This window comes from Streptomyces sirii (assembly GCF_045690365.1).
Lineage (GTDB): Bacteria > Actinomycetota > Actinomycetes > Streptomycetales > Streptomycetaceae > Streptomyces > Streptomyces sirii.
In genome coordinates, this window is sequence record NZ_CP147982.1 from 5366545 (window position 1) to 5379230 (window position 12686).

Consider the following 12686-nt stretch of genomic DNA (forward strand, 5'->3'; position numbering starts at 1 on the left):
CCCCGGAGCTACTGCGGGCCGCCCGCGGCTACTTCAGCACGGTGATCCGGTCCGCCTTGGGCGGGGTGAGGGGCCGCTCCGCCGAGGAGTGGGCGGTCAGGTAGCCGGTGAAGGCGTCGAGGTCGGAGGGGCCGACGTACTTGTTCCGGCCGTCCTTGAAGGCGGGGAAGCCGTCGCCGCCGCCGGCCAGGAACTCGTTCATGGCGACGCGGTAGGTCTTGGCGGGGTCCAGGGCCGCCCCGTTCAGCTTGATCGAGTCCTTGACGACGCGGTCGGCGCCCTTCTTGGTCATGTCGAGGGTGTAGGTGAGGCCGTCGGAGACCTGGAGGATCTTGGGGGAGGCCTCGTTGGGGCCGCTGACCTGCTGCTGGAGGGCGGTCAGCAGCTGGGCGCCGGTGAGGTCGACGACGTTCGTCATGTTGGTGAAGGGCTGGACGGTGAACGCCTCGCCGTAGGTGACCACGCCGTCGCCCTCCGAGCCGGACGCCGGGAAGGCGAGGTCGGAGCGGACGCCGCCGGGGTTCATCAGGGCGAGCTGGGCGCCGCCCTTGTCGGCCGCCTTGGTGGCTTCGAGCTGGGCGTCGGCGATGACGTCGCCGAGCGGGGACTCGGGGGCGTTCGCGCCGCGGCCGGCGATGTCGGCGGAGATGTGCCCCACCGGGCGGTCGGCGACCGGGGCGGCCAGCTTGTTCCAACGGGCGATCAGCGACGTCATGTCCGCGGCCTTGGGCTGGGTGCGGTCGACGACGTGGTTGACCGCGCCGGGGGCCTTGACGCTGGTGCGCACGATGTCGCCGGTGCGGCGGTCGTAGGTCAGCGTGGTGTCGGTGTAGAGCTTGCCGTAGGACGCGGCGGAGGTGACGGTGCGCGGCCGGCCGGAGGGGTCGGGGATGGTGCAGGCGTAGGCCTGGTGGGTGTGGCCGGTGACCAGGGCGTCGACCCGGGGGGTGACGTGCTTGGCGATCTCGGTGATCGGGCCGGAGATGCCGTCGCCGGGGCCGGGGCTGTCGCACTTGTAGTTGTAGGAGGTGGAGGCGGGCATGCCGCCCTCGTGGATGAGGGCCACGATCGCCTTCACGCCCTGCTTGTTCAGCACCTTGGCGTACTTGTTGATCGTGGCGACCTCGTCGTGGAACTTCAGGCCCTTGATGCCGTCGGCGTTGACGATGTCGGGGGTGCCCTCCAGCGTCACGCCGATGAAGCCGATCTTGACGCCCTTGTGCTGCCAGACGGTGTACGGCTTGAGCAGCGGCTTGCCGGTCTTCTCGTCCGTGACGTTGGCGGTCAGGTACGGGAAGCCGGCGCCCTGGAACTTCCTGCCGTCCTCGTAGCAGCCGTCCTTCGGGTGGCAGCCGCCCTTCTGCAGGCGGGTCAACTCCGCGCGGCCCTCGTCGAATTCGTGGTTGCCGACGGAGGTGACGTCCAGGCCCAGCTTGTCCATGGCCTCGATGGTCGGCTCGTCGTGGAACAGCCCGGACAGCAGCGGGCTGGCGCCGACCATGTCACCGGCGGCCGCGGTGACCGAGTAGGGGTGGCCCTTGCGGGCCGTCCGCAGGGACTGGGCCAGGTACTCGACGCCGCCGGCCGGGACGGCCTTCTTGGTGCCGTCCGGCTGGAGCTCCTCGACCGTGCCGGAGGAGCCCTGCGGCGGTTCGAGGTTGCCGTGGAAGTCGTTGAAGGAGAGCAGCTGTACGTCGACGGTCCGGCCGGAGCGCTCCGCCGGGCCGGTGTCGGCGCCGGCCGGTAGGGCGGTGGCGGCGAGGCCCGCCGCGGCGGCCAGGGCGGCGGCGCCGATCGTCAATCTTCGTACGGTGCGGCGCCGTTGCGGTGTCGCTGGCATGGGTTCCCCTCCTGGATGTACCTGAGCGGACGGCAGCATACGGTTGACGCGCGTAGCGCAACAGGGGGTGCGGGGTTACGGGCTGGTTGCCGGGGAACGGCGGGAGCGTGGGTGGCACCCCTGCGCGGCTCCGGTCGAGTCGTACGCTTCAGACATGACTGACGCTGCACAGGAGATGGGACGCACCGGCCGCCGGATCCAGGTGGTCGACGAGCTCGGGCCGGAAGGGGCCGCGGCCGTCCTGGAGCTGATCGAGCGGGCCGCGCGCACGGACGGGCAGCCGGCCGTGTCCGAGCAGGGACGGCTCCAGCTGCGGGGCGGGCCGCGCGAGGGCGTGCGGCATGTGCTGGTGTACGCGCGCGGGGAAGAGGACGAGGAGCTGGTCGCGTACGGGCAGCTGGAGGACACCGACCCGGTGGAGGCGCCGGCCGCCGAGTTGGTGGTGCACCCCGGGTTCCGCGGTCGCGGGCACGGCCGGGCGCTGGGCGGCGAGCTGCTGGAGCAGTCCGGGCGCCGGCTGCGGGTCTGGGCCCACGGCGGGCATCCGGCCGCCCGGCACCTGGCCCAGACCCTGGGGCTGACGATGTTCCGGGAGCTGCGACAGATGCGGCGCCCGCTGGCGGATCTGGAGCTGGCCGAGCCGGTGCTCCCCGAGGGCGTGTCGGTACGGACGTTCCAGCCGGGCACGGACGACGCGGCCTGGCTGGAGGTGAACGCGGAGGCGTTCGCCCACCACCCGGAGCAGGGCTCGCTGACCCAGCGCGACCTGGAGGACCGCAAGGGCGAGGCGTGGTTCGACCCGAAGGGCTTCTTCCTGGCGGAGCAGGGCGGCCGGCTGGTCGGCTTCCACTGGACCAAGGTGCACGCCGACGAGGGCCTGGGCGAGGTCTATGTGCTCGGGGTGCGGCCCGGAGCCCAGGGCGGCGGCCTGGGCAAGGCGCTGACCTCGATCGGACTGCGGCATCTGGCGGGGCAGGGGCTGCCGACGGCGATGCTGTACGTCGACGCGGACAACGTGGCGGCGGTGACGGTGTACGAGCGGATGGGGTTCGTCACGCACGAGACGGATCTGATGTACCGCTCGGAGACGTGACGGGCGCGGACGCGCAGAGGTGAGAGACGGCGGGGCGGGCCACCAAGGGCCCGCCCCGCTCGTCGTTCGACGCCCTCAACCCCGCTGGGCCCGCCACTCGCGCGCCAGCATCGCGTAGACCACCTCGTCGGTCCATTCGCCGTCCAGGAACTCGTTCTCCCGCAGATGGCCCTCGCGGCGCATCCCCAGCCGTTCCAGGAGCCGGGCCGAGGCGGTGTTGCGGCCGTCCAACTCGGCCTGGACGCGGTGCAGTCCCAGCTCCTCGAAGCCCAGCTCCAGCAGCGCGCGGCTGGCCTCGGTGGCGTAACCCCGCCCGGAGTGCTCGGGGTTGAAGACATAGCCGATGCCGCCCTGGCGGTGCTCGCGGCTGGTGTAGACGAAGGTGACGTCGCCGACCAGCGTGCCCGTCTCGCGGACGACGACGGCGAGCTGGAGGACGTCGCCGGAGTCGCGCAGCGTGGTGCGGGTGGTCTTGGCGGCGACGGAGTCACGGGACCCGGCCTCGTCGAGGGGGCCCCAGTACAGGTACCGGCAGACCTCGGGGCGCCGTTGGTAGGTGTGGATCGCGGCGAAGTCGTCGGCGGTGACGGGGCGCAGATCCAGTCGTGCGGTGCGGATCGGGTAGTCGGGGGTGTACGGCAGCGGCGGCGCGGGGGGTTCGGAAGGTATGGGCACGCGGCCAGCGTAGGACTCGAGGTTGACAGGTGCAGCCCACTTCCCGCACGCTTCCACTACTTCATTAGTGGAATGGGGCGGGGATGGGGCAGGGGGCTCGGGGGATGGCGATACGCCCGGTGGGCGGCTACGAGGCGACCGGCCGCGCCGCGGACCGCACCGCCGTCGAGGCGATCGGCCTCGGCAAGCGCCACCGCCGCCGCTGGGCACTGCGCGACTGCACCTTCCGGCTGCCGGCCGGCCGTATCTGCGCACTGGTCGGGCCGGCCGGCGCCGGCAAGACCACCCTGCTCTCGCTCGCGTCCGGGCTGGTGCGCCCCACCGAGGGCACGGTGCGGATCGGCGGCGCGAACGGGTCCGGCCCGGCCGGCCGCGCCAAGGTCGCGTGGGTGGCCCAAGGCGGGCCGCTCTCCCCCCGGTTGACGGTCGCCGAGACGCTGCGGCTGGGCCGCGAGCTGGCCCCCGGGCACTGGAGCGAGCGGCGCGCCGAGCAGATCGTGCGCGCCGGCCGGCTTCCCCTGAACGCCCGCGTCGGCGCCCTGTGCGCCGGACGGGGCGCCCACCTCGCGCTCACCCTGGCCCTCGCCCGGCAGCCCGAACTCCTGCTGCTCGACGACCTGCCGGCGCACGCCGACCCGCTCGTCCGGCACCAGGTCGCCGCGCTGCTGCTGGCCCAGGCCGCCGAGTACGGCACGACCGTCGTGCTGACCTCGCCGCCGCTCGCCGAACTGGACGGGCTCTGCGACCACCTGTTGGTGCTGGCCGGCGGCCGGATCCGGCTCGCGGGCGCGGCCGAGGACGCCGTCGGGGCGCACGCCCTGGTGATGGGGGAGCGCCGGGGCGAGGGGCTGCCGCCCCGGATCGCCGCCCACCCGGTCGTCGACGCGCAGCTGACCGGGCGTCACTTCACCGCGCTCATACGGCCCGAGGGGGCGATCGCCCCCGGGCCCTGGGAGGTGGCGGAGCCGTCCGTCGAGGAGCTTCTGCTCGCCTATCTGCGGGCCCCCGACGTGCCCGCGCCGAACGCGCCGGGCGGGGAGCCGGCCGCCCCGCGCCCGCGCCGCCTCCTCGGCGGCACCCGCGGGCACCGGCCCGGCATCCCCGGTATGCCGCGCAACGCGGCACCCGGCCGGCCCGGCCCGCCGGGCGGCGCACCACGCATCGGCCACGACCAACACAGCGGCAAGGGAGCGGCGGCATGACCGGCACCACGGCACACCTCACGGCGAACGGGAGCGGGCCCGATGCGGGCGGCACGGGCCACGGCGACGGGCCGGGCGACCCGGCCGGCCGCCGGACGGCGGGCCGCCGCCTTTCGCCGCGCGGCCTGGCCTGGCTGGTCTGGCGGCAGCACCGCCTGGTCCTGGGCGTACTGCTCGCCGGATCGGCCGCCGCCGCGGTCTGGGGCGCGGTGCTGCGCGGCCGGATGGCCGGGTTCATCGACGCCCACCACCTCGCGGGCTGCTCGCTGATCTCCCTGGTCCCGCGCTGCGAGGGCACCCAGGAGGCGGTCGGCGCCTTCCGCGCGGCCTACCACTCGTCCCTCCAGCTCGCCGAGCTGGGGCTGGTGCTGCTGCCCGCGCTGATCGGCGTGTTCCTCGGCGCGCCGCTGATCGCCCGCGAGCTGGAGGCCGGCACCCACCAGCTCGTACTGACCCAGTCGGTCGGCCCGCTGCGCTGGCTCGCGGCGAAGCTCGCGCTGCCGGCGCTGGTCGTGCTCGCCGCGACCTCGGGGCTCTCGGCGGTCTTCGCCTGGCTCTGGCAGGTCGGCGGCGACGAGGTCTCCGGCTCCTACTGGTACTCCACTCTCGGCTTCGGCTCGCTCGGCCCGATACCCGTCGCCTACGCCCTGCTGGGCCTGGCGGTGGGGACGCTGACCGGTCTGCTGCTGCGCCGTACGGTCGCGTCGATGGCCCTCACACTGGCCGCCATGATCGTGCTGCAGTCCGCGTTCCACCTGCTCAGGCCGTATCTGATGCCGGTCACCACGACCGAGTTCGGGCGCGACGCGGCGACTCGGGCGCCGGACGACAGCTGGGTCCTGGGGGAGGGCCACACCACCCGCTCCGGCGCCCGGCTGAGCGCGGAGGACATGGGCTGCCGGCCCGACGGCGACTACGCCGCCTGCCTGCGCGAGCACGAGGTCACCGGCCGGTTCCTGGACCAGCACCCGGTGGCGCACCACTGGCCGCTGGCGTGGATCGAGGCCGGGCTCGTCCTGGCGGTGGCGGCGGCCCTGACCGCGGTCGCCTTCCGGGTGATGCGCCGCCGGCACGGCTGAGACACCGCCGGGCTCCTCCCGCCCCGGCGGCCGAGGCGGCGGCCGGGCGCCCTCCCGCCCCGCCGTCACGGCCGCTATCTTGGCGGCCCCGAGGGACACCCGGAAGGCACCGGGAGGCGGCACCCGGGCCCGCGTCCGCCCCCGCCCGTGGCACCCCGATTGCCTGTCCGCCATATCCGCGTTACCAGTGATTCAATGTTGCTTGCGAGCATCACTGAATGCAGCCCGCTGTGCCGAACGTCCCCAACCCGAGGCTCCGTCTCGCGCCGCCTCCTCCTGACGCGCCTGGAACCCCGGGGAAGCGGAAGAATAAGGCCATGAACCAGCAGCCCAGCGCTCAGGCCCAGGTCCAGCCCGAGATGCCGACCACGAAGCCCCCGGCCCCGTCGGCCCAGCCTTCCGTGGGCTCCATCGCCGCGCACCGCCCGAACGCGGTCCGCGGGACGGTGCCGGGCCTGGAGCCGGACCTGGACGCCGATCCGGACGCGTACGAGGACCAGGGCGTGGTGGGCGCGGACGGCGAGGAGCTGCCCGGCGGCCGCTTCCTGGACCGCGAGCGCAGCTGGCTGGGCTTCAACGAGCGGGTGCTCGAACTGGCCGAGGATCCGGCCACCCCCCTCCTCGAACGGGCTAACTTCCTGGCGATTTTCGCCAGCAACCTCGACGAGTTCTTCATGGTCCGGGTCGCCGGCCTCAAGCGGCGGATAGCCACGGGCGTGGCCACCCGCTCCGCGTCGGGCCTGCAGCCCCGCGAGGTGCTGGAGCAGATCTGGACGCGCTCGCGCGAGCTCATGGCCCGGCACGCCGCCTGCTATCAGCAGGACATCGCCCCCGAGCTCGCCGAACAGGGCATCCATCTGATCCGCTGGCCGGAGCTGACCGAGAAGGAGCAGGCCCGCCTGTTCACCCTCTTCCGCCAGCAGATCTTCCCGGTGCTCACCCCGCTGGCGGTGGACCCCGCACACCCCTTCCCCTACATCTCCGGCCTCTCGCTGAACCTCGCCGTCGTCGTCCGCAACCCCGTCAGCGGCCACGACCACTTCGCGCGGGTCAAGGTGCCGCCGCTGCTCTCCCGCTTCCTGGAGGCCTCCCCGCAGCGCTACGTCCCCATCGAGGACGTCATCGCCGCCCACCTGGAGGAGCTGTTCCCGGGCATGGAGGTGCGCGCGCACCACATGTTCCGGGTCACCCGCAACGAGGACCTGGAGGTGGAGGAGGACGACGCGGAGAACCTCCTCCAGGCGCTGGAGAAGGAGCTGATGCGGCGGCGCTTCGGACCGCCGGTCCGCCTGGAGGTCGAGGAGTCCATCGACCCGGCCGTACTCGACCTGCTGGTCCAGGAGCTGAAGATCTCCGACGCCGAGGTCTACCCGCTTCCCGGCCCGCTGGACCTGACCGGCCTGTTCGGCATAGGAGCGCTGGACCGGCCCGAGCTGAAGTACCCCAAGTTCGTCGCCGGCACCCACCGCGACCTCGCCGAGGTGGAGTCCGCCTCCGCCCCCGACATCTTCGCGGCCCTGCGCGTGCGCGACGTCCTGCTGCACCACCCCTACGACTCCTTCTCCACCTCCGTGCAGTCCTTCCTGGAGCAGGCCGCCTCCGACCCCGACGTCCTGGCGATCAAGCAGACGCTCTACCGCACCTCCGGGGACTCGCCGATCGTCGACGCCCTGATAGACGCCGCCGAGTCCGGCAAGCAGGTCCTCGTCCTGGTCGAGATCAAGGCCCGGTTCGACGAGCAGGCCAACATCAAGTGGGCGCGGAAGCTGGAGGAGGCCGGCTGCCACGTCGTCTACGGCCTGGTGGGCCTCAAGACCCACTGCAAGCTCTCCCTGGTCGTCCGCCAGGAAGGCGAGATGCTGCGCCGCTACTCCCACGTGGGAACCGGCAACTACCACCCCAAGACCGCCCGGCTGTACGAGGACCTCGGCCTGCTGACCGCCGACCCGCAGGTCGGCGCGGACCTCTCCGACCTCTTCAACCGGCTCTCCGGCTACTCCCGCCGCGAGACCTACCGCCGGCTCCTGGTCGCCCCCAAGTCCCTGCGGGACGGCCTGATCCAGCGCATCAACAAGGAGGCCGCGCACCACCGCGCGGGCCGCCCCGCCTACGTCCGCATCAAGGTCAACTCGATGGTCGACGAGGCCGTCATCGACGCCCTCTACCGCGCCTCGCAGGCGGGTGTACCGGTCGACATCTGGGTGCGCGGCATCTGCGCGCTGCGCCCGGGAGTCACCGGCCTGAGCGAGAACATCCGCGTCCGCAGCATCCTCGGCCGCTTCCTGGAGCACTCCCGGGTCTTCGTCTTCGGCAACGGCGGCGAACCCGAGGTGTGGCTGGGCAGCGCCGACATGATGCACCGGAATCTGGACCGGCGGATCGAGGCGCTGGTGCGGGTGGCCGACCCGGCCCACCGCGCCTCGCTCAACCGGCTGCTGGAGACCGGGACGGCGGACTCCACGTCCTCCTGGCACCTGGGCCCGGACGGCGACTGGAACCGGCGCGCGGTGGACGCGGACGGCGCGCCGCTGCGCAACGTACAGGAAATGCTCATTGACGCCCGGAGGCGCCGGCGTGGCCCAGCGACATGACCAGCCGATCGGGGGGCCGGCCGGTCTCCTCGGTGTCGGATACGAGCCCGGCGGGGCGCCCGGAGCCCGTGCCGCGGTGGTGGACGGGCCGTACGGCGCCGACGCCGAGGCAACCGATGCCGCCCCAGGCGCCGACTCCGTTGTGGGCGCCGGCCCGGCCGGGACCGCCGAGGAGGTGCTCGCCGGCTATCTGCACCAGCAGTCCGCGGAGTTCCTGCGCAGTCTGCGGCTGCACCGCGAGAGCGGCCCGGACGCCGAAGGCGCCGGCGAGGCCGCCCGCCAGCTGCGCCGTGCCGCCCGCCGGATCAGCGCCACCCTGCACACCTTCCGCCCGCTGACGGAGGAGGCCTGGGCCGACCAACTCACCGCCGAACTGGGCTGGTTGTCCGGAGCCCTCGCCCGCGAGCAGGTCTGCGAGGCCCGCCGCGAGCGGCTGATGGCGGCGCTGCAGCGGCTGACGGGCCGGGGGGAACGGCCCGAGCGGCCCGCACGCGGCGAACGGGGCGGCCGGGGCGAACGAGGCAAGCGCACCGACCGGACGGCCGCGGGACAACGCCCCGTACCCTCCGGCACCTCCCCGGAGCCGTCGGCCGCCGCCCCCTCCTCCGAGACGGATCCCGACGCCGCGCTGTCGGCCGGTGCCGCGCGGGCCGGGGCGCTGCTGGACCGCCAGCTCACCCTCGCCCGCACCCGCGCCCACTCCGCCGCGCTGCAGGCGCTGGGCTCCTCCCGCTTCCACGCCGTCGCCGACTCCGTCGCGGTGCTCGCCTCCGAGGCGCCGCCGGCCCGTACGACCGCGGAGCTGCCGGCCGCCGAGGTGCTGCCGCCGCTCGCCGAGCAGGCGCACCGGCGGCTGACGGAGGCGGTCGCGGCGCTGCCGCTGTCGCGTGCGGGGTACCCGTACAACGCCGAGGCGCTGACCGCCGACCACCGCCAGGACGCGCCCTGGCACCAGGTCCGGCTCCTGGTGCGGCTGAGCCGCTACGCCCAGGAGGTGATCGCGCCGGAGCGCGCCGACTCCCGGCTCCTGGAGGCTGCCCGGGCACTGGAGCGCCACCGCGACGCCGCGGAGGCCGCCGCCGCTGCCGCCGCCGCGGCCCGCACCCCCCGCATCGCCCCCGCCACGGCCTACGCCCTGGGGGTGCTGCACGCCGATCAGCGCCATCAGGTGGAGGCGGCCCGGTTCGCCTTCGGCCGGGTGTGGCTGTCCAGGGCGCCCAGGGGCTGAGGGGGTGTGCCGGTGACCGCCCCTCAGAAGCCGGTACGGGCCGCCGGCTGTGTGCTGTGGCGCCGCGCGGCGTCCGAGGACGGGCTGGAGATCGGCCTCGTCCACCGCCCCAAGTACGACGACTGGTCCCACCCCAAGGGCAAGCTCAAGCGCGGCGAGAACCCCCTGGCCGGCGCGGTGCGCGAGGTGGCGGAGGAGACGGGCATGGACTGCCGCCTCGGCTCCCCGCTGCCGACCGCCGTCTACCTCGCCGGCGGCCGCCCCAAGCAGGTCCGCTACTGGGCCGCCGAGGCCGTCGCCGGCGCCTTCACCCCGAACCCCGAGGTCGACCTCCTGGTCTGGCTCCCACCCGCCGAGGCCCGCACCCGCCTGACCCACGAACGCGACCGCCCCCTGGTGGACGCGCTGTTGGCGTCTTTGCATCTGGCCTGAGTTCGCGGGCGCTGCGCTTCCCCAGGGGGGACGCAGCACCCGGCGCCCCCCTCAGCCCCCCTCTCCCTCGCCCTCCGTGTGCGGAAGCAGCGGGAACAGCCGGGTGATGAGGGCCACCGGGCGGGCGTTGTCGGGGCGGGCCAGGGGGCGTTGTTCGCGGTCGCGGTAGGGGGCGAGTGCCCGGCGGATCGTCTCCGCGACGCGGCTCATCTCGTCGGGGGTCAGGTAGGCGACGGCGCTGAAGGCCTCGTCGTGGCGCCACTCGGGCGGTGCCTGGTCGCGCCGGGCCAGCCAGCGCCGCCAGCTCTCGTCCTCCAGTCCGCGGGCCAGGTCGCCGAACTGATCCTCCGTGGGACCGCCGGCGGGGGTGTGCTGCTTCAGGCGCCAGGGGCGGGCGCGGCCACCGCTGCGCGGGGCCTCTTCGAGGTAGCCGTGGCGGGCGAGTTGGCGCAGGTGGAAGGAGCAGAGGCCGGAGCTGTAGCCCAGCCGGGAGGCGGCTTCGGTCGCCGTGACGGTGCCGACTTCGGCGAGCAGGTCCAGCAGGGCCGCGCGGACCTCGTGCTCGCGCAGTCCCGCGCCCGTGCCGCCGGTCGGGCCGTCCGGAGTGGTGAGGTCGTCTTCAGTCACTTTGCAAAGAGTGCTACTTTGCAAAGTTCCTGGCAAGTACTGGTCCTGGATCTTGTCCTGACGGAAGCGAATCGGGTCGCGGCGACCGCCGTGGCCTCTGCGGCATGCGTGAAACAGGGGAGACAGCTGTGCCTTTACCTCTTCGTCGTGAGCGGTCCCGTCCCGTGGACCGGCGAGTCCGACTGCAGGGCCGTCCCGTCGACTCGTATCCGGCGCTGCCACCGGAGGCGGAACGGGGTGCGGTGCGCCGGGTCACGGTGGTCGGCGAGGAGGTCCTCGGCCGCCCGTGCCGGGAGGTGACCGAGTTCGGGACGCCGGAGCTGTCGGCGCTGATCGACGACATGTTCGTGACGATGTACGTGGCCACCGGCGCCGGCCTGGCGGCCAACCAAGTGGGCGTCGACCTGCGGCTGTTCGTCTACGACTGCCCGGACGACGAGGGGGTGCGGCACGTCGGCCACCTCGTCAACCCGGTCCTGGAACTGCCCGAGGCGGGTGGCCGCCGACTCGTCGACGACTCCGAGGGCTGCCTGTCCGTGCCCGGCGCCACCATGTCGGTCCCCCGTACCGATCGTGCCGTCGTCCGCGGGTTCGACAAGGACGGCAACCCGCTCGTCGTCGAGGGGACGGGCTACTTCGCCCGATGCCTCCAGCATGAGAGCGATCACCTCGTCGGTCACACCTACCTCGACCGGCTCTCCAAGGCCGACCGCAAGGACGCGCTGCGGCAGATGGAGGACCGCCGGGAGGAGGTCTTCGCGCGACGTGCCGAGAAGGCCGCCGGTCTGGGGCGGTGAGACGCGGCGGTTCGCCTACCGCCGCCGCAGCGACGCGTCCTCGATGGCCGGCGGCAGGTAGTAGCTGTCCGCCCGGTTGAGGTCGGTGCCGGGCGGCACGATGGCGTCGATCCGGTCCAGGACCTCCGCGTCCAGGGTGACCTGGGAGCCCTCCAGCAGGCTGTCGAGCTGGTCGAGGGTGCGCGGGCCGATGATGACGGACGTCACCGCCGGGTGGCTGCGGACGAACGCGGTCGCCAGGTGCGGCAGCGACAGGCCCGCGTCCGCGGCGACCTCGGACAGGGCGGCGACCGCCTCCGCCTTGCGGGCGTTCTCCGGGACCGAGAGGTCGAACTTCCCCGATTCCAGACCGGCCCGCGAACTGGCCGACAGAGCACGGCCGGAGAGCCAGCCGGCGCTGAGCGGGCCCCAGGTCAGCACGCCCATGCCGTAGCGCTGCGCGGTCGGCAGCACCGCGTTCTCCGCACCGCGCGCCAGCATCGAGTACGGCGGCTGCTCGGTACGCGGGCGGACATGGCCGCGGCGCTCGGCGGCCCAATGGGCCTCCACGATCTGCTCGGCGGGGAAGGTCGAGGTGCCGATCGCCCGGACCTTGCCGGCGCGCACCAGGTCCGACAGGGCCGAGAGGGTCTCGTCGATGTCGGTGGTGGGGTCGGGGCGGTGCACCTGGTAGAGGTCGATGTGGTCGGTGCCCAGCCGGCGCAGGCTGTCCTCCACCGCGCGGACGATCCAACGGCGGGAATTGCCGCCGTGGTTGGCGTCCGGGCCCATCGAGTTGAAGAACTTCGTGGCCAGCACGACATCGTCGCGACGGCCCTTGAGCGCCTTGCCGACGATCTCCTCGGACTCGCCGGCGGCGTAGACGTCCGCGGTGTCGACGAAGTTGATGCCGGCGTCCAGCGCCCGGTGCACCAGGCGCACGCACTCGTCGTGGTCGGTGTTGCCCCAGGCGCCGAGCATCATCGTGCCCAGTGCGTACTCGCTGACCGAGACGCCGGTGCCGCCGAGGATCCTGCGCTGCATGACTCACTCCTTGTCCGTCCCCCGGGATACGTCCCTCCGAAGGGGTGTGCCGACCACCTTGGTGCGCTTAGGGGGAGCGGACCAGGCCCGTCGCAGCCT

The 12686-nt window shown here is 73.5% G+C and carries 11 protein-coding genes; 7 read left to right on the forward strand and 4 right to left on the reverse strand.

Going from position 1 to position 12686, the window contains the following annotated elements; genetic code table 11:
• Positions 1-28: 28 nt before the first annotated feature.
• Positions 29-1840 carry a bifunctional metallophosphatase/5'-nucleotidase gene (locus tag WAB15_RS24310; RefSeq protein WP_407287531.1) on the reverse strand — a complete coding sequence of 604 codons (1812 nt, stop codon included), beginning with the start codon at positions 1838-1840 and terminating at the stop codon, positions 29-31.
• A gap of 175 nt (positions 1841-2015) precedes the next feature.
• On the opposite strand from WAB15_RS24310, the gene mshD reads away from it, so the two are divergent.
• On the forward strand, positions 2016-2933 hold the full coding sequence (gene mshD, locus WAB15_RS24315; RefSeq protein WP_407289286.1) for a mycothiol synthase: 918 nt from the start codon (positions 2016-2018) through the stop codon (positions 2931-2933).
• Positions 2934-3008: 75 nt separating this feature from the next.
• On the opposite strand, the gene WAB15_RS24320 is transcribed toward mshD, so the two are convergent.
• The gene (locus tag WAB15_RS24320) at positions 3009-3608 is read right to left on the reverse strand and encodes a GNAT family N-acetyltransferase (RefSeq protein WP_407287532.1); all 600 of its coding nucleotides are present in this window, start codon (positions 3606-3608) and stop codon (positions 3009-3011) included.
• A gap of 104 nt (positions 3609-3712) precedes the next feature.
• On the opposite strand from WAB15_RS24320, the gene WAB15_RS24325 reads away from it, so the two are divergent.
• From WAB15_RS24325 to WAB15_RS24345, 5 genes are all read left to right on the forward strand, one after another.
• Positions 3713-4810 carry an ATP-binding cassette domain-containing protein gene (locus tag WAB15_RS24325; protein ID WP_407287533.1) on the forward strand — a complete coding sequence of 366 codons (1098 nt, stop codon included), beginning with the start codon at positions 3713-3715 and terminating at the stop codon, positions 4808-4810.
• Entirely contained in the window at positions 4807-5889 is a 1083-nt protein-coding gene (locus WAB15_RS24330) for an ABC transporter permease (protein ID WP_407287534.1), read from the forward strand. Before WAB15_RS24325 ends, WAB15_RS24330 begins: the two co-directional genes overlap by 4 nt.
• 317 nt (positions 5890-6206) lie before the next feature.
• Entirely contained in the window at positions 6207-8480 is a 2274-nt protein-coding gene (locus WAB15_RS24335; protein WP_399148679.1) for an RNA degradosome polyphosphate kinase, read from the forward strand.
• Positions 8464-9708, forward strand: a complete 1245-nt coding sequence (locus WAB15_RS24340; RefSeq protein WP_407287535.1) for a CHAD domain-containing protein — start codon at positions 8464-8466, stop codon at positions 9706-9708. The genes WAB15_RS24335 and WAB15_RS24340 overlap by 17 nt, the downstream gene beginning before the upstream one ends.
• A 12-nt stretch (positions 9709-9720) precedes the next feature.
• Positions 9721-10140: an NUDIX hydrolase gene (locus WAB15_RS24345; RefSeq protein WP_399148677.1), complete on the forward strand. Its 420-nt coding sequence runs from the start codon at positions 9721-9723 to the stop codon at positions 10138-10140.
• A 51-nt stretch (positions 10141-10191) separates the two neighbouring features.
• On the opposite strand, the gene WAB15_RS24350 is transcribed toward WAB15_RS24345, so the two are convergent.
• Entirely contained in the window at positions 10192-10767 is a 576-nt protein-coding gene (locus WAB15_RS24350; RefSeq protein ID WP_407287536.1) for a winged helix-turn-helix domain-containing protein, read from the reverse strand.
• A 104-nt stretch (positions 10768-10871) separates the two neighbouring features.
• On the opposite strand from WAB15_RS24350, the gene def reads away from it, so the two are divergent.
• Positions 10872-11564 (forward strand): peptide deformylase, encoded by a 693-nt coding sequence (gene def / locus WAB15_RS24355; RefSeq protein ID WP_399148675.1) that lies wholly within the window; start codon positions 10872-10874, stop codon positions 11562-11564.
• Positions 11565-11579: 15 nt separating this feature from the next.
• Here the strand turns inward: def and WAB15_RS24360 are convergent, their stop codons facing one another.
• Complete coding sequence (locus WAB15_RS24360; RefSeq protein WP_407287537.1) at positions 11580-12587, reverse strand: aldo/keto reductase; 1008 nt, start codon at positions 12585-12587, stop codon at positions 11580-11582.
• Positions 12588-12686 lie beyond the last annotated feature (99 nt).